Origin of the sequence: Alishewanella sp. SMS8 (assembly GCF_030737935.1) — a bacterium.
Lineage (GTDB): Bacteria > Pseudomonadota > Gammaproteobacteria > Enterobacterales > Alteromonadaceae > Alishewanella > Alishewanella maricola.
Genome location: NZ_JAPJEA010000007.1, coordinates 45,426 through 62,009, shown reverse-complemented (window position 1 = coordinate 62,009; position 16,584 = coordinate 45,426). Strand labels below are relative to the sequence as shown.

Genomic DNA, 16,584 nt, shown 5'->3' with positions numbered 1-16,584 from the left:
TGTTTATTATCAGTACACGCAAACATTAAGGAAGATATTGTGTATTTCAAATTAGCTTTATTTTTATGTGTACTTTTAACTTTAGGCTGTAGTAAAACCTTAGAGCATGGTTTAAATCGAGAGGAATCTAAAAAAACTTCAAAAAATGATGAGGTATATAACGACAAAAATACTGCTCAACCGTCCTTCCCCCTAAATGATAATGATGATTTTTTCAATAAGTTAAAAGCTGAACAAATAGTAGAAAACAGCAATTCTTCAAAGGCTGAAAAGGAAAACTTGCTTAAAAACGATAATTATCAATTAGATTCTAAAAATTTGATATCTGAGAAAGAGCAGCCATTAGCAACTGAAGAAAAATATATATCCGAAGTTTCATCAGAAAATCTAGATGAAAAGATTCCTGGACCTCAAGAATCCTCCTTACCTACTAAGGAAGTGATATCACATCCAAAGATAAAGGAAGAAATAAAGACCTCACAGTTAGATAAAATTTTACCAAAAAACGATTCTTTAGAAATAATGGCTCCATCACATTTTAAGCATCCACTTGAAGGTGTAAAAAATTTAGTTTTCATGCTTGGTGAAGATGATAAAGGCTATTACTTATATGGGGAGGGAGCTTTCTTAGAAAATTCTTACGAGAAATTCCTTGAATATATAGATTTTTACAAAAAACAAAATATAAAATTAGACAGAATTATGCTTCATAGCCCAGGAGGAATAGTAAACGAAGGGCTGAAAATAGGGCATTACATACAAGAAAATAGATGGACAACTGATAGTGATAAATACATGAAGTGTTATTCAACTTGTGGTTTTATATTTGCTTCAGGTGTTAATAAACGCTTTCAACAAGGTGCGGAAATTGGTTTTCACAGGCCTTATTTATTAAATGAGGAATCAGATTCACCTGAGTTTATTCAGAAAGTCTATAAAGACTATTTGCCTTTTTGGATTTATATAGGCGGAAATAAATCATTATATGATGAATTCATGAGTAAATATGGCCGGGACAGCATGCTTATTCTGGATGATGAAAACATTGATTCTTACATGGAAGTCGAGAGGTACAGATGATTTTTTCACAGGAACTAACTGTCTTTAAAGAAATGACGTTTCATAATACTTTAATAAAATTATGTCTCTTGATTATGGGAGTGATAATAGTTTTATTTAACGTTATGGGTTATGAGGTTTTATTTTCTGACGAAGATAAAGCTATTTTTGGTATTTCCCCTTTTGGATATTTATTAGGCTTTGCTGAAATTGCTGTTTTAGTTTGGACATCTGCTGTAATTTCGAACTGGCCTAAAACAAGTAGAATACTAAAATGTGTAATATTTTTAGTTGTGCCTGTTTTTGCTTTTATTTGTTACTCAGGGATTAATAGTTACCTTTCAACACTGGCGACTACTGAAATAAAGCAAGTGGAAGAAGTTAAGCAAAAAAGTGAAAATAATGATGGTTATCTTAAAACTCTCACAGCTCAGCGTGAAAAATTAAGCTTAGATCTTAGTAATTTAATTGAACAAAAAAATAAGACAGCACAAAGAATAAATGAAATTAACTCATCAATTGACGCCTTATCACTGAATGCTAGTGAAAGAAGACGAACTGCGTCAAATTGTGCTTTAGTAGACGACTGTCGCGAGTCTGTTTTAGCTTTCAATAACCAAATCGAATTACTTCGAAATGAGCTTCCCTCGCTCTATCAGTCACGAGATAGGATTGAGGTTAGAATTAATAGAGTAGAAGAGGATATCGACGATAATGATAAGCAGAGCAGTGAAATTAGTAGCGGTATAGCGCAGGAGCAAAACAGTGTCGCATCTACACAATCATCTTATAATTTGAAAAAAGAAGCATATGAGAATGCTTTAATTGGTGTAGCTTCTCTCTTTGGCTGGGTACCAGAAAAGCCTTTTAATGTTTTTGTAAACCTGCTGTCTGCTGTTATATATCCGCTTTATTTTATGCTGAATTTATATGTTTCTCTAAATTCAAATGAAAATAGTATAGTTCGTTCTTTAAGAATTGAACACAAGAACAACCTTGTTCGAAAAAAACGCGAGTACAAGTCACTGCGATTCAACTTACTTACCAAAATAAATAAACTACTTCGAGCAAGAGTTCTAAGAAAGAAAAAAGATTTTTCATTTCTTTTAAAAAGCAGACTAGAGGCTTCAAAAAAGAAAAAATCTGTTCGATTGGAGGTCTATAAAAAAGTTTTGCGTTACTTTAGAGTCTGGGCACATCGCCGAGTAAAGACAAAAGAAATCATTATAGAAAAAGTAATAGAAAAAGAAATTTTTACTGATCGTGAGATTGAAATTGAAAGAGTAGTAGAAATTGAAGTTGAAAAAATAGTTGAAAAAGAAGTTATTGTTGAAAAAGAAGTTATCGTAGAAAAAGAAGTGGTTAAAGAAGTTGATAGAATAGTTACTGTGACGACAGAGGTGCCTATTTTTGTAGAAAAACTAAAAAGAGTACCAGAGCCTTTTTTTGTTAACGATCCTCAGATAATTATACATGAACGCTTAATACCAGTTCCAACTGATTTAACTGGTAAAGAATTAGAGGAATTATTAAATGCGCAGCCTAGACTTAACGAAGTTGCACGAGACTCGTCGGAAAAAGCTTTTGGAGCAACTGAGAAATCGCGAGACGTTGATAGCGACGAAAGAGAGCGAAATGAAGAGCCAGTTAGAGGAGAGTCTGAATTTACTGGAGCAACAGCAACAGCTTAAAGATATTGAAACTGATACAGCTAGAAAGAAAATTGAAATTGAGGCTAACTATCAGTATCAAAAACTTAAACAAGAAAAAGAATTAGAGTTAAAACATGCAGAGATGGAAAGTATTTTAATATTGGAAGAGCAAAATCTAAAAGACGCTCAATTAAAAGCAGAAATCGAAGAAAAAAAATTAAAAAGCGTACATGAGCAACAAAAAGTTCTTGCTGAAAAAAACTCTCTTCAACAGGAACAGGAGATGTTTAAATTAAATCTTGATAAAGAGCAACTTCAGCAGCGTAATGATAAATTTTATAGTCTTTTTAAGAGAGTACTGTTCGCTATATTTGCGTTTTTTTTGGTAATGTTGCTATTACTAGCGCTTTACTGGTTTTATAGATTTGCTGTTGAAACTCCCATTATCAAAGAAGTTGAAAAAATAGTAGAAGTACCGGTAGAAACAATAGTTGAGAAAAGAGTTGAAGTCCCAGTAGAAACTATAGTTGAAAAAAAAGTTGAAGTTCCTGTTGAAGTTACACCAGATGAGTGTACTCAAATTAGGCGTAATGGAAAAATTTATATGAATTGTGATGGTGTTGTTATTGATGGTTCACCAACGATTGATGCAAGTGGTAAAAAAGATGTTCCAGAGTTAATTTCAGGCGGTAATTAATTTTTTTATTGATTATTTGCCAATTTGATTGTGCATTTTTGATTTTTATTAGTAATTGACCCTCTGTTTGCGTAGTTAGAAAGCTGGCTTCATTACATGTTAGGGATGGCGGTAGAAATCTGTAGTAAGAATGCGTTTGCCCTAAGCTGAAGATTTTATGTTTCTGTCTATGCGCTATTTTTGCTGAGCTAAGTGTCCACTTAATTCTTTAGTGGACACTTAGTGTCTTAAATAACGTTCATCAAGTTGATGTGGCTCATTGAATAATTGTCATTCCCGCCGAAACAGATGGCCGGATGAGGCCGAAATCAGTTGCCGGATGATACCGAAATGGTTGGCCGACTCATGCCAAAATCGTTGGCTGGATCATTCCGAAATACGCATTTGTGTTTGTTTGCTTGTTAACCATAAAGTTTCAACCTCAAAAAAATTGTACATAGCGCGCCTTTTCATCACCCGCTAATACCTCAATAGCAGACGCTGAATCATTAATCCGCGTTTTAAATGGTGATGCCGTGATGCTTATTCGCTCTATATCGCGCTCTGCGCTTTGCTTAAGTTTATCTTCGTTCTGTGAATGTGTTTCTGCATAAGCATGAGTAATAAGTGAACCATTCTGTACCAGAAGCATGAGTAAGCTGAGTTGGGTTAAGCGTGTCATTAGGAATCTAAAATATTAGATTTCCCTAAATTTTATAACGTCTCAAAAAGGTTTTCAGGTGTTTTGTCTGCGACATTTTGTCGCACTTGTGCGGCAGTGCGATGTGATGACTCCGGCATTTTTCCCTTGCCATGCCAATTTGTAGGAAAGACATGTTAGAGCTATTAATGAAAAAATTTATATCTTTATGATTTTATTATTGATTTCTTATAATTAGGTTCGTGTCTAGGATCGGGAAGCAGTGGCTTGCAGTCAGTTTCAATCAGATTCCAGTAAAATAATCTCTATTTAATCGCTAAATTCGATTAGGTTAATCAGAAATGTTTATTTCCATTGGTTATAAGCTTAGTTTACTTTGTTATAAGCGAATTCGCTGAAGCACTCTTAAAAACCAACCGAGGAATACAAAATGTCTGAACAAAATGTGACTTTCCCACAACTGAACAAACCGGCTCCGGCTTTTAATGCAAAAACCACTCATGGCATGAAAACTCTGGAAGACTACAAAGGTAAATGGCTGGTGCTGTTTTCGCACCCAGCTGACTTTACGCCCGTTTGTACCACTGAGTTTATGGGCTTTGCTACCCGTGCTGATCAGTTTGCGGCGTTAAATTGCGAACTATTAGGCCTGTCAATTGATAGCGTGCACTCACACATTGCCTGGGCACGCAGCATTGAAGAAAACTTTGGTGTGAAAATTACCTTCCCTATCATCGCCGATTTATCGATGGAAGTGGCTAAAGCCTACGGCATGATTCAGCCGGGTGCCAGCGATACCGCTGCGGTACGTGCTACCTTCATTATCGACCCGAATGGTATTTTACGGGCGATGGTTTACTACCCAATGAGTAACGGTCGTAGCATAGACGAGTTTGTACGTGTATTAAAAGCGCTACAAACCAGTGATGAACATAAAGTGGCGACACCAGAAAACTGGCAGCCAGGTGAAGATGTCATCGTACCACCACCAGCAACGATGGCGGATGCCGAAATCCGTAAAGATCAAGGTTACCAATATACTGACTGGTATTTCAGCAAAAAATCGCTGTAAACCGTTTGATGTTTTCAAGAGCTGCGCCGCAGCTCTTGCTTTCACTTCTTAGGAGGGGTTATGGATCCTTTAGTACATATTAAAGCCTTTTTAGATAGCGACAGTGAAACCTTTAGCTATGTCGTGGCGGATTTAACGTCGGGCTTGGCGGTGATTATCGATCCGGTACTGGATTTTGATTATAAGTCAGGCCGAACCTCGACCAAAAGTGCAGAAGACATTCTGGCTTATGTCGAGCAGAAAACCTTTAAGGTGGAATGGATACTGGAAACACATGCCCATGCTGACCATCTTTCTGCTGCTCCGTTTTTTAAAGAAAAACTCGGCGCTAAAATTGGTATTGGCGAACATATTCAGCAAGTACAGGGAATTTTTAAGCAGATTTTTAATCTTGAAAAAGAATTTCTGCCTAATGGCGCCCAATTTGATCGCTTATTTAAAGATGGTGAAGAGCTCAAAGTTGGCAGTTTATCGATCAAGGTAATGCATACCCCAGGTCATACGCCAGCGGATCTGGCTTATATCGTGAACGGCAACATGGCCTTTGTTGGCGATACTTTATTTATGCCGGATGTCGGTACGGCACGCTGCGATTTCCCGGGTGGCAGTGCTAAAACCTTATACCAGTCGATCAAAAAATTGCTGTCACTACCCGCGGAGACGGAAATCTATATTTGCCATGATTATCCAACCCAAGGCCGTAAGCATGAATACAAAACAACGGTTGCTGAGCAACTTGAGCACAATATTCATGTAAACAGTGAGATTTCAGAAGAGGCCTTTGTGCAAAAACGCGAGGCGCGTGATAAGACCTTATCGATGCCACGGCTAATTTTGCCCTCGATTCAGGTCAATATCCGAGCTGGGCAGTTACCGCCAAAAGAAGACAACGGCCAAGTTTATTTGAAAGTTCCTATCAATATGCTGTAACGGCATCTAGAGAAATATTGTGACCTATATTTTGTTAGGTGCTGCACTAATTGGATTGAGCCTCGGCGTCTTCGGATCCGGAGGCTCCATCCTAAATGTTCCAGTATTGATGTATTTGGTTGGACAACCTGCCGAAATAGCGATTGCTTCTTCGTTAGCTATTGTTGCTCTTATTAATCTTGGGGCAGCGTAGCAAATGTCTTTAACAAGCGGATCAGTTATCGGCATCTAATTTGGTTTGGGCTCCACAGTATGGTGGGTACTTATCTGGGAGCATGGGGTGGCACCCTTGTTAACAGTAAAATTCAGGTAGTTGTTTTCGTCATCTGAATGTTAGTTGCCGCTGTCGCAGGCGCAGCTTGGTAGGGAATTTTATATTCTTCTTTGAATAAGCATATATCAAAAAAGAATTAATTAATTTACAGTAAGCGTTGCAGCAAATTAGTGCAACATGCATAGCGATGTTGCTTATATTATTGCGTTAGAACAAATATCTTATCTTTAATTTTTGCTAATGTAAGGCAATTCATTCCTCTGTAAGGTGTTGTTATGCATGCTAGTCCTACAACAAGCTTATCCTATACCGGTTTATCGATAGGTAAAAAACTGTTTATTAGTTTTGGCAGCCTTAGCGTGCTAATGCTGGTGGTTGCCGTAGTGGTGCAGCTGGCACAGCTGGCAATGGATACGGCAAGGGCCAGTGCAGCAGATAAGCGTAATCTGGCGGTGTTGCAGCTGGAAAAAGAAATCGATCACTTGGTTTGGGCTAACCAGCTGGCGAACAGTATTTTGTTGCAGCAGTCTTTTGCCGGACAACTTAATCCGCAACAATGCGCCTTTGGCCGTTGGTACGAGCAATTTAAAGCCTCAGACGTGTATAAAAATGGCAGCAAAGAGCTGCGTCGGGTATTAGATTCGATAGATGCACCACACAAACAGTTACATCAGAGTGCCGTCAGTATTGCGCAAGCCGCCCCAGATCAACGTGCCGCTATTTACCAGCAAGACTCCCTTTCGGCTTTGACACAAGTGCAACAGGCGCTGGGCGAGCTGCACACTATTTTTCAGGCTGAGCGCGACGCCATTATTGCAAAGGCAGAAGTTACTGATCGTAACGCTATGCGGGCGGTTTGGGCCGTGTTGGTGTTAACTCTGCTGGCTGCGGTGTTATTTGGCCTGTGGCTGCGCCGGGTTATCTCTTTACCTATGAAACAACTCACCCAACGTGCTGAAGCCATTGCTGCCGGTAACTTAACGGGCGAGCCATTGGTTATTCAAAGCCGCGATGAAGTTGGTTTGGCTGCGCAGGCGTTTAATATCATGCAGCAGCAATTGCGTCAGCTGATTAGCAATTTGGTGCAAAAATCAGATCAGGTAGCTGAGCACGCCGCCCGAGTATCGGACATTACCAGTCGCACCGATGTTGATTTACGGCGTCAGGTAGCAGAAATAGAACAGTTGGCCACCGCCATGAACGAAATGGCCTCCACTATTGCAGAGGTGGCAAAGCATGCGCAGAACACCTCCGACGCGACCCATCAGTCAGAGCAACATGCTGAGCAGGGGCAAAAGATAGTGCGCTTAGTGATCAACAGTATTAATGAAATTGCGTCAGAAGTGGATAATGCCTCTGTTACCATCAGCCAGGTACAGCAGGAAAGTCAGAATATTGGTGCTATTTTAGATACTATTCAGGCTATTGCCGAGCAAACGAACCTGTTGGCGCTTAACGCGGCTATCGAAGCCGCGCGTGCCGGCGAGCAGGGCCGTGGTTTTGCCGTAGTGGCAGATGAGGTGCGCACGCTGGCCGCACGTACGCAAAGCTCGACCACTGAAATTAAAAACCTGATCGAGCGGTTGCAGCACAGTGCCGCCAATGCGGTTAACACCATGAATGCCGGCGTGACCAAGGCGCAGCATGGTGTGGCCATGGCCGATAAAGCCGGTGCAGCACTGACTGATATTATGCAGTCAGTAAGCGCAATAACCGATATGACGCTACAAATCGCCAGCGCAACCGAAGAGCAAAGCACGGTAGTACAAGAGATGGACAAAAACCTGTTAAGGGTAAATTCACTGACGATGGATACCAAGCAGCGCTCGAATGAAGCAGATACAACCTCTGCTGAACTGGAAAACATGGCCGGACAGTTACGTGGTGAGAGCCATCGGTTTACAGTGAATTAGTACTAGGAAAAGCAAGCCTCTCTGTTAACGTAGATCATTATTTTCTTGATACCATTTAACAGGCAATACAACGCAAAATGGATGTATATTTGGCTAGGCCAGCTCCTATGATGTTCTTGAACTTTACCGCAGGCCGTACTTTTTTAATAAGAGTGAACTGTTTGCGCTAGGCCTAGCTAAAAATTAATTGTGAGTAAATGAGTTGAAGTAAAAATACATCGTTAACATACCAATATAAAACCCATGGTCGTCTTGTCGATTTTCGCTATTAGGTGATGTGGTAGCCATTAACGTCAGGGCATGCCACCTCTACAACTCGGCTCTGTGTGAACCTGTCCCCCCTAAGTGGTGCAAGTGTCAAAATATTAAAATCTCAAAGTGCAACAATTGTGACCAAAATTATCGTAAATCGTTTGTTTTAAACTGTCTGTCTTTAAAGCTATGGACAATACGACTGCTATTATCGAGTTTACTCCTGATGGAGTTATAGCAGTTTCGGCATGCTGGGTTTAAGTAGCACGCTGCGTTATATCAAAAGCCATGGCGCCAGAGTGGGCAGCGTCACTAATTGTGAAGGTTTTGAACATGACTTGGATCTGACCTACAGCATTCAGCAGGGCGTGTTAAAATGTTTAAGCTTTCGCCTTCGCAATGTCACCGCTCGAGCCAATTACCGCACCTATGTTGATGAGAAAAGGCTAATTCTGCAAAACAACCTGACCTTCAATTAACCCAGTTATCCAAACGTCTCCGGTAAGGGGTAGATCTCTGCCACTTACCGGAGTGCATGCTGCATTCGTATTCAGCTTGCCTATCTTAAACATTTAAGTAAGCTTAAAAAAACAACACCAAAATGTTATAGGACAGGGTATGAAACAGCTAAATTTAATTGGAGTCGCGTTAGTGGTTTTGTTTATCGCAGCTTGCCAGCCGGCAATTGAGCAGAAAACTGAGGGATCTGTGATTGGTACAATCTCACCTTATGTAAAATTAAGCCATCCAGAGTGGACTAAGGATGCGGTGATCTATCAGCTTAATACCCGCCAATTCAGTGAGGAGGGAACTTTTCAGGCAGCGATGGCGCAGTTACCTCGGCTAAAAGCGTTGGGTGTGGATATTATCTGGCTAATGCCGATCCACCCTATTGGCGAAGTAAACCGTAAAGGTAGCCTGGGTAGCCCCTATTCAGTCAAAGACTATTTTGATGTGAATCCCGAGTTTGGTAGCAAAGCAGATTTTAAAGCCTTTGTTGCTGCGGCTCACGAACTGGGGCTATATGTTATCTTAGACTGGGTTGCCAATCATACAGCCTGGGATAATGTTTGGGTTGCGCAACATCCGGAATGGTACTTGCGTGACTGGAAAGGGGATTTCCGCCCGACGCCCTGGTGGGACTGGAGTGATATTATCGAGCTGGACTATGCACAGCCGGCGTTGCGCCAGCAAATGGCCAAGGCGATGCGCTACTGGGTCGAAGAGTTCGGTGTTGACGGCTATCGTGCTGATGTTGCTGGCTTTGTGCCACTGGATTTTTGGGTTGCGGTACGACGTGATTTGGAGCAGGTCAAGCCGGTATTCATGTTGGCAGAATTCGAAGGTCGTGATTTTCACGCTGAGGCCTTTGATGCGACTTATGGCTGGACTTGGGGCGCAGCCATGCATGATATTGCACTGGGTAAAAAGGATACTCATCAGCTGTACGTTTACTATTCATGGAATGAGCGTTTTTACCCACAACAGGTAATGCGTTTGCTTGGCGTCAGCAATCATGATCAGAACAGCTGGGAAGGAACCGAGTTTGAGCGTTTTGGCGCGGCCTTACCTGCTGCGATGGTGCTGTCGTTTGTCAGTGAGGGTATTCCTATGATTTATAACGGTCAGGAAGCAGGTTATGATAAGCGATTAGAGTTTTTCGAACGCGACCCTATCGTCTGGCAGCAACATCAAAACGGAGAGTTGTATCGCCAACTGATAGCGCTTAAAAAAGCCTACCGGCCACTTTGGAACTCGATCTGGGGCGCGCGAATGCTCCCAGTGCACAATAGTGCTGAGCGCAAGGTTTTGAGTTTTGTGCGCCAGAATGATCAGCAGCGGGTGTTTGCCATCTTTAATTTATCTGATGAATCGCATCAGGTCAGTTTTAATTTACAGCTGCACCATGGTGTCTATACTGATTATTTTAGCCAACAGCCACAGAGTTTTGCTAGCGAGACTAGTATAGAACTGGCAGCTTGGAGCTATAGGGTATTCGTAGCGAATCGCTAGAACTCAGCGGAGGTACTTAAAAAGTATAAAAGATGCTTGCAGTGTGACAGTGCAAGACTGAGATATATCAGCTCTTTTTACTGAAACCCTTTATCTGCGGGTGCTGATGGCCGCCTTTACCATGGAGGTGGCCACGCGCTATATCTTCTGCAGTAGCCTCACGTAAGTTTAGCACTTCGATTGCGAAATTAGGGTTTTGCCAGCCAGTGAGTGATTGGTATCCACATCCGCCTTAAACATGCTCACTTTGACGATAGTCACCTGTCGCTCGCCCTGCGTTAAAGATTAACTCGAAAAGTCGTGATTTAGGCGATTTGTGGTTCGGGGGGTGAAGCAGACAACTGTGAAGCGGTATATGTGGGTAAAGCGAGAAACGTGTTACGTAGGTTGCATCAAAGGATTGGATTTTAAAATGCTGCAACGTCGTTTTGTTAACTTTTGGCTCTAGAATAGTCACCAGGTAGAGTATAACTAGAGGCTGTTGATCTTTGAGCGAAAATTAAACGGCATAGCAACAAGGTATAATGGTTTCGCCAAAAATCAAAAATACCACCGAAAACGGACGTTGCTATGCCAAGAACTATGTTAACAGATAAAGCCTGGAATGCCCTAAAGCAAATCCTTAAAGACACGGGGCGTGTTTACAATAAGTATGAGCATAGAAACACGCTTGAAGGCATTCTGTATCGGATGCGCACTGGAATTCAATGGCGAGATCTGCCTGAAAAATTCGGCCGTTGGAACACGGTTTTTAGACGTTTTAACCTCTGGTCAAAAAAGGGGATACTTCAAAAACTGTTTCAAAGTATTTCGTCTGATAATGACCCTGAATGGCTCTTTATTGATGGTAGTATCGTGAAGGCTCATCAGGATAGCACCGGTGCAGCAAGTGGCGCAGGCGAAGCTATAGGAAAAAGCCGGGGTGGCAATTCGACAAAAATTCATCTTGCTGTTGATAGCGGTGGACTTCCAGTTTACTTCGAAATCTCGTGTGGACAAGTACATGACATCGTCCATGCTCAGCGCTTGATAGAAGCAGCCCCGAAATCAAGTAATGTCACTGCCGATAAGGGCTACGATAGTGATAGTTTACGAGCATTTATTTAAGCTCAAGGTTGCGTGGCCAATATTCCGAGGAAAGAGAACAGCAAAACTGGGAATGGCCATATGGACTGGTGCCTTTATAAGTATCGGCACTTGGTTGAGAACGCCTTTTTAAAAATTAAAAAATATCGGGCTGTAGCTACTCGCTACGACAAACTGGCAAGAAACTACGCCAGTAATGTCGCATTAGCCTTTGTCCTGGTATGGCTGCCAATACATTGCTGAATGATATTTGAGCAAAGATCAACAGCCTCTAGTAAAGCAGCATTTAAAAATTAGCGCTGTATTGTGTCGAAAGCGTTCTATGACAACCCCAATAGTCGCCAGCGTTGAGACGATTGTTGTTAACTTTTACCTTTAGTGTGCCAGTGTATAGAGGCCTTAATATCAAGCGCACATCTACGGCGTTTTTTTACTTATGGTGATGCTCTTCAGTGCAGTGCTTTATCGATATTGTGCATACTTACGGCGATTTTTTACCTCACTAAAAGTCGATAACATAAGTGCAAGTGTTGCTTATAATACTGGTGTAATAGACTTTTTACGTTAAACAACCTAATTTTGTATTAAGTTTTGTGGTTAATCGCAACGAGGAAGTAAATTGACGCCCTTCAAGGTAGGTAATGCACCAGAGCAGGATATTGAGCAACCAAAGGTGTGGGCAGAGGCGTTTTTTACTACGATTGATCACCTAGCTGCTTTTGTTGATCTTCCTCCTCAGTTTTTAAAAAGGCAAGAGCGTGTAAAGCAATCGAAAGTGCAAACGAGGTTAATCGAGAACCATGCACTATTACGTCGGGTGCGGCCTTGGTTTAATTCGGATCAGGTTGCATGGGCATGGTATATCGTTGAGCCGATTGTCGCTTTTGAACAATTAACGCCATCAGAAATGATTAAAATATTTCATGGCTCAGGTATTGAGACATTGAATGATTGGATCACAGTGCGAGAATTGGGCTGCTTGAATTAGTTGTAAAATTGTCATGTTTGTACTTTGTCATATTGCTTGAATTCAGACCACATATACTAAAGTTACTTATGAATATCATTTTACGCCTATTGCAGTTGAACACTTTTGCTACTATTTTATAAATCGATTAAGAATTGCTTTGGATTATTATATGAAATGGTTCAAAAAAAACGAGCCTACTGTAGATTCTGTTATTCGTGACCGAGAAATACAGCAAACTTTAGACCTCAATGCGATAAAGCATTTTGTTGCATATATTGAGTTTGATAACAAAGGTAATATTAGTTTTGCAAATGAGTTATTTCTTCAAGCTAGTGGCTATTTAGAATCTGAGATAATTGGTAAGCATCACAGAATCCTTTGTGACAAAAATTATATTAACAGTAATGAATATAAACGCTTTTGGGATGACTTAGCCCAAGGTCAAAGTAAAACTGACATTTTTGAACGAAGAACTAAAACTGGCAAGGTTCTATTCTTGGACGCCACTTATTTTCCAGTGAAAGACCAGTCAGGCCAAGTTTTTAAAGTAATTAAGATTTGTAGTGACGTCACTGCTAACAAACTCAGGCTAGACTTTCAGAACGCTGTATTTAAATCTATGGACAATACGACTGCTATTATCGAGTTTACTCCTGATGGAGTTATAGCAGATGCTAATGAGTTATTTCTCTCCGTTATGGGGTACTCGAAGGACGAACTAATTGGGAAACATCATAAAATTTTCTGTCATTCGCAGTTCTACGATGAGAATCCTAATTTCTGGAAAAAAATCAGTTTAGGTGAGCCATTTTCAGGGCTATTTGAAAGAAAAAATAAACTTGGGCAGGCAGTTTGGCTTGAAGCTACTTACAACCCAATAGCAGATAGTAACGGAAAAGTAACAAAGGTGGTAAAGTTTGCTGCCAACGTTACCAGTAGGATTTTGCAAGCGAATTCTGCCGCAGAGCAAGCAGCAGCAACTTCTGAACAAACGTCACAAATAACACTGCAAGCAACTAGCGTCCTCGAAGAGGCGATTAGAACAACCGATCTTATTGTTCAAGAAGTTAATAGTGCTACCTCTGTAAGCAAACAGCTTAATGAGCAATCGAATTCAATAAAGGACATCGTGGTCACTATTCGGTCGATAGCAGATCAAACTAATTTGCTTGCCTTAAATGCTGCTATTGAGGCTGCTCGAGCGGGAGAATCTGGGCGTGGTTTTGCTGTTGTGGCAGATGAAGTTAGAACGCTAGCCGCAAGAACCAGTGAAGCTACAAGCAAAATTGGAAATGTGATTGATAGTAATGCGCAACTCATTGGGCAAATCTATAACCAGATGGGCAAAATACAAGCAGCATCCGAAGATGGACAGATAAAAATTTCAGGTGTTAGTCGTGGCTTGAATGATGTAAAAAATGGCGTTGATAATATGGCACAAATTATATCAAGCCTAAAACAATAGCTTATTTGCAAAAAAATATAATATCTTCTGCTCATGTCGGCTTTTCGCTCCTAGTAAAGTTCGTCTGTATGCCAAAACTGGAAATTCAGTTCGTTTTTTTCAGCTATGTCTAATGATCTTTTGGGCTTGATGTTTCAGATGAATGATGCTGCGCTCTGGGTACTAGTTTGAAAGAAATAGCCGCTTAGTACTTTGGTCCGTATAGTGTTAAAGCGAGTATAAAGAAGTAATTAAATTTAGTGCTTCCGTTGGCATTGTCATGCAATACCTTGATTTACGGATTTTCCATGTTTAAGTGCTTATTTATAAAGAAATTTAATTCACGAGCTGTGGCTCTGCTTACTGGCATTTTTTGGGATGATTGTTTAGTAAGTTGAGCGAGTTTTTCGCTAGCTTGTCTACTCACTCATAGCGATTATTATTTCATTATCATCCCTAAATAAGTTATACGTATTTCCATTACCCGACTGTTAAGGGCAAACCATGCATAAACCCGTTATTCTTATTTTTAGCGTTTGCAGCCTGTTTTCATACTCTAACAGCCTACAAGCTGATCCTTTGTCATCACATGCCATAGAGAATATTTTAATTAAAGGCCGGCAGATAGACTTACTGGGTCACAGCAGTAGCGCATCTGAAGGCATTATCGGTAATGCCGAGATTTTAGATCGTCCTTTATTGCGCACTGGAGAAATTTTAGAATTTATTCCCGGTATGGTTGTGACACAGCATAGTGGTAGCGGCAAATCTAACCAATATTTTTTAAGGGGCTTTAATTTAGATCATGGTACGGACTTTTCCAACTTTGTGGATGGAATGCCAGTCAATATGCGCAGCCATGGTCATGGCCAAGGTTATACCGATTTAAACTTTATTATCCCCGAGATTATCAGCCAAATTGATTATCAAAAAGGCACCTACCTCGCCAACAGCGGCGATTTTTCTGCCGCAGGCTCAGCACGTTTTGGCTTGCAAAATACTACCCCTAATGAAATCTCTTTGACGCTTGGAGAGAATGCCTATCAACGTGTTTTAGCAAAAGGCAGCTTAAATACCGCTCAGGGCAATTTGTTATTAGCGTCAGAGCTGCAAGGCTATGATGGCCCATGGCAAGATATTTCTGAAAACACGCGTAAAGTAAACCTGCTAAGTCGTTACAGTCAGCGCCTTGAAAACGGGCAGTTTGCACTTACTGTTATGGCATATGACAATAGCTGGAACGCGGCTGACCAAGTGCCTCAGCGAGCTATTAACGATGGCTTGATTGGTCGCTTTGGTTCACTTGACAATACCTTGGGGGGAGATAGCTCGCGCTATAGCCTGTCTGGCAGTTGGTTCAACGATAACTGGCAGGCAAACGCTTATATTATTCGCTCAGAACTCGATTTATGGTCAAACTTTACCTACTTCTTGGCTGACCCTGTGAATGGCGATCAGTTTGAACAAACCGATTCTCGTACAATTTATGGTGGGGAAATAAGCCGTAATTGGCATCGAGATATCGGCAGTATTGCTGCGGAGTATGTTGTAGGCGTGCAAACCCGCATTGATGATATTGCCGAGGTAGGACTTTACAATACGCAAGCCCGCCAAAGACTGAATACCGTGCGTGAAGATGCAGTATTACAACGTAGCATTGGCTTGTTTAACCAAAACACTTTTGCGTTAACCGAGCAATGGCTGCTGCATATTGGTGCCCGTTATGATGTGATGCGCGCCCGTGTAGACAGTAACGAAGAGGCAAATAGCGGTAAGTCATCCGAAGGCATTGTGTCGTTTAAAGGCGGCCTTAGTTATCAAATGAGCCCAAATTGGCAAAGCTATTTTAATGTGGGGCAAGGTTTTCATTCAAATGATGCTCGCGGCACTACTGCAACTCGCGTACCCCAGACGGATGAAGCCGTTGAGCCGGTTGATTTTTTAGTGCGTAGCAATGGCGCCGAGCTTGGCATTCGTTATTTTGATAGCGTTACCTTCAATGCTTCAGCAGCATTATGGTACTTAGATATGGACTCAGAATTATTATATGTGGGTGATGCGGGTACCAATGAGCCTAGCCGTGCATCACGACGCTATGGTTTAGAGATTGCAGCATATTATTGGTTGAATAACAGCTGGAGTATAGATACTGAACTCGCACTTACTCGCTCACGGTTTACCGAAGAAGCAACTGATGAAGGTGAGTATATTGATGGTTCATTACCGATGGTATTCAGCATGGGGCTTATTTATAAAGCGGATGACGTTTGGCAAACGAGCCTAAGGCTGCGCCATTTTGGTAAGCGCACACTAGACAGTTTTAATGAACAACGTTCTGCATCGTCTACCGTGCTAAATGGTAATCTAAAATACAACTTGTCAAATTGGCGTGTTTCAATTGATCTTCTTAACATACTGAACAGCAAAGCCAGTGATATAGAATACTTTTATGCGTCAAGATTAAACAATGAAGCTGCAGAAGGCATTGAAGATCGTCATATACACCCTATGGAGCCAAGAACCGTAAGGATTAGTGCAACTTATGCTTTTTAAAATTACCTCAATAACGAAATAAAAATCAC

13 protein-coding genes and 3 pseudogenes are annotated in these 16,584 nt (G+C 41.1%); 14 read left to right on the top strand and 2 right to left on the bottom strand.

Annotated elements, in window-relative coordinates:
* Nucleotides 1-39 precede the first annotated feature (39 nt).
* The 3 genes from ORJ01_RS15370 to ORJ01_RS15360 are packed head-to-tail and all read left to right on the top strand — an operon-like array spanning nucleotide 40 to nucleotide 3,408.
* The gene (locus ORJ01_RS15370; protein WP_306178796.1) at nucleotides 40-1,080 is read left to right on the top strand and encodes a hypothetical protein; all 1,041 of its coding nucleotides are present in this window, start codon (nucleotides 40-42) and stop codon (nucleotides 1,078-1,080) included.
* Nucleotides 1,077-2,750, top strand: a complete 1,674-nt coding sequence (locus tag ORJ01_RS15365; protein ID WP_306178794.1) for a hypothetical protein — start codon at nucleotides 1,077-1,079, stop codon at nucleotides 2,748-2,750. The genes ORJ01_RS15370 and ORJ01_RS15365 overlap by 4 nt, the downstream gene beginning before the upstream one ends.
* Complete coding sequence (locus ORJ01_RS15360) at nucleotides 2,695-3,408, top strand: inner membrane complex domain-containing protein (RefSeq protein WP_306178793.1); 714 nt, start codon at nucleotides 2,695-2,697, stop codon at nucleotides 3,406-3,408. The genes ORJ01_RS15365 and ORJ01_RS15360 overlap by 56 nt, the downstream gene beginning before the upstream one ends.
* Before the next feature lie 421 nt (nucleotides 3,409-3,829).
* Here the strand turns inward: ORJ01_RS15360 and ORJ01_RS15355 are convergent, their stop codons facing one another.
* Complete coding sequence (locus ORJ01_RS15355; protein ID WP_306178791.1) at nucleotides 3,830-4,069, bottom strand: hypothetical protein; 240 nt, start codon at nucleotides 4,067-4,069, stop codon at nucleotides 3,830-3,832.
* Between the two features lie 409 nt (nucleotides 4,070-4,478).
* Between ORJ01_RS15355 and ORJ01_RS15350 the strand changes: the two genes are divergently transcribed.
* From ORJ01_RS15350 to ORJ01_RS15330, 6 genes are all read left to right on the top strand, one after another.
* Nucleotides 4,479-5,120: a peroxiredoxin gene (locus ORJ01_RS15350; RefSeq protein WP_306178790.1), complete on the top strand. Its 642-nt coding sequence runs from the start codon at nucleotides 4,479-4,481 to the stop codon at nucleotides 5,118-5,120.
* A 60-nt stretch (nucleotides 5,121-5,180) separates the two neighbouring features.
* On the top strand, nucleotides 5,181-6,050 hold the full coding sequence (locus ORJ01_RS15345) for an MBL fold metallo-hydrolase (RefSeq protein ID WP_306178789.1): 870 nt from the start codon (nucleotides 5,181-5,183) through the stop codon (nucleotides 6,048-6,050).
* Nucleotides 6,051-6,069: 19 nt separating this feature from the next.
* Nucleotides 6,070-6,243: a hypothetical protein gene (locus ORJ01_RS16225; RefSeq protein WP_371930778.1), complete on the top strand. Its 174-nt coding sequence runs from the start codon at nucleotides 6,070-6,072 to the stop codon at nucleotides 6,241-6,243.
* Nucleotides 6,244-6,599: 356 nt separating this feature from the next.
* Entirely contained in the window at nucleotides 6,600-8,237 is a 1,638-nt protein-coding gene (locus ORJ01_RS15340; RefSeq protein ID WP_306178788.1) for a methyl-accepting chemotaxis protein, read from the top strand.
* 500 nt (nucleotides 8,238-8,737) lie between these two features.
* The gene (locus ORJ01_RS15335; protein WP_306178787.1) at nucleotides 8,738-8,968 is read left to right on the top strand and encodes an OprD family outer membrane porin; all 231 of its coding nucleotides are present in this window, start codon (nucleotides 8,738-8,740) and stop codon (nucleotides 8,966-8,968) included.
* Between the two features lie 139 nt (nucleotides 8,969-9,107).
* A complete protein-coding gene (locus ORJ01_RS15330) occupies nucleotides 9,108-10,502 on the top strand; it encodes an alpha-amylase family glycosyl hydrolase (RefSeq protein WP_306178786.1) in 1,395 nt (464 codons plus the stop codon).
* Nucleotides 10,503-10,569: 67 nt separating this feature from the next.
* Here ORJ01_RS15330 and ORJ01_RS15325 read toward each other — a convergent pair.
* A pseudogene (locus ORJ01_RS15325) lies at nucleotides 10,570-10,778 on the bottom strand (hypothetical protein); the annotation flags it as partial.
* Between the two features lie 294 nt (nucleotides 10,779-11,072).
* Between ORJ01_RS15325 and ORJ01_RS15320 the strand changes: the two are divergent.
* From ORJ01_RS15320 to ORJ01_RS15305, 5 genes and pseudogenes are all read left to right on the top strand, one after another.
* Nucleotides 11,073-11,831 (top strand): annotated as a pseudogene (locus ORJ01_RS15320) (IS5 family transposase).
* A gap of 376 nt (nucleotides 11,832-12,207) precedes the next feature.
* Nucleotides 12,208-12,576 (top strand): hypothetical protein, encoded by a 369-nt coding sequence (locus ORJ01_RS15315; RefSeq protein ID WP_306178785.1) that lies wholly within the window; start codon nucleotides 12,208-12,210, stop codon nucleotides 12,574-12,576.
* Nucleotides 12,577-12,727: 151 nt separating this feature from the next.
* Nucleotides 12,728-13,489: pseudogene (locus tag ORJ01_RS16220) on the top strand (PAS domain-containing protein); the annotation flags it as partial.
* Nucleotides 13,466-14,023: a methyl-accepting chemotaxis protein gene (locus ORJ01_RS16215; RefSeq protein WP_371930783.1), complete on the top strand. Its 558-nt coding sequence runs from the start codon at nucleotides 13,466-13,468 to the stop codon at nucleotides 14,021-14,023. The pseudogene ORJ01_RS16220 and the gene ORJ01_RS16215, both read left to right, overlap by 24 nt.
* Nucleotides 14,024-14,506: 483 nt before the next feature.
* Nucleotides 14,507-16,555 carry a TonB-dependent receptor gene (locus ORJ01_RS15305; protein WP_306178783.1) on the top strand — a complete coding sequence of 683 codons (2,049 nt, stop codon included), beginning with the start codon at nucleotides 14,507-14,509 and terminating at the stop codon, nucleotides 16,553-16,555.
* Nucleotides 16,556-16,584 lie beyond the last annotated feature (29 nt).

Coding starts and splice junctions, on each gene's coding strand:
- ORJ01_RS15360 (WP_306178793.1), top strand. CDS start 2,695: ATGAAGAGCCAGTTAGAGGAGAGTCTGAATTTACTGGAGCAACAGCAA.
- ORJ01_RS15365 (WP_306178794.1), top strand. CDS start 1,077: ATGATTTTTTCACAGGAACTAACTGTCTTTAAAGAAATGACGTTTCAT.
- ORJ01_RS15330 (WP_306178786.1), top strand. CDS start 9,108: ATGAAACAGCTAAATTTAATTGGAGTCGCGTTAGTGGTTTTGTTTATC.
- ORJ01_RS15345 (WP_306178789.1), top strand. CDS start 5,181: ATGGATCCTTTAGTACATATTAAAGCCTTTTTAGATAGCGACAGTGAA.
- ORJ01_RS15305 (WP_306178783.1), top strand. CDS start 14,507: ATGCATAAACCCGTTATTCTTATTTTTAGCGTTTGCAGCCTGTTTTCA.
- ORJ01_RS15335 (WP_306178787.1), top strand. CDS start 8,738: ATGCTGGGTTTAAGTAGCACGCTGCGTTATATCAAAAGCCATGGCGCC.
- ORJ01_RS15340 (WP_306178788.1), top strand. CDS start 6,600: ATGCATGCTAGTCCTACAACAAGCTTATCCTATACCGGTTTATCGATA.
- ORJ01_RS15350 (WP_306178790.1), top strand. CDS start 4,479: ATGTCTGAACAAAATGTGACTTTCCCACAACTGAACAAACCGGCTCCG.
- ORJ01_RS15355 (WP_306178791.1), bottom strand. CDS start 4,069: ATGACACGCTTAACCCAACTCAGCTTACTCATGCTTCTGGTACAGAAT.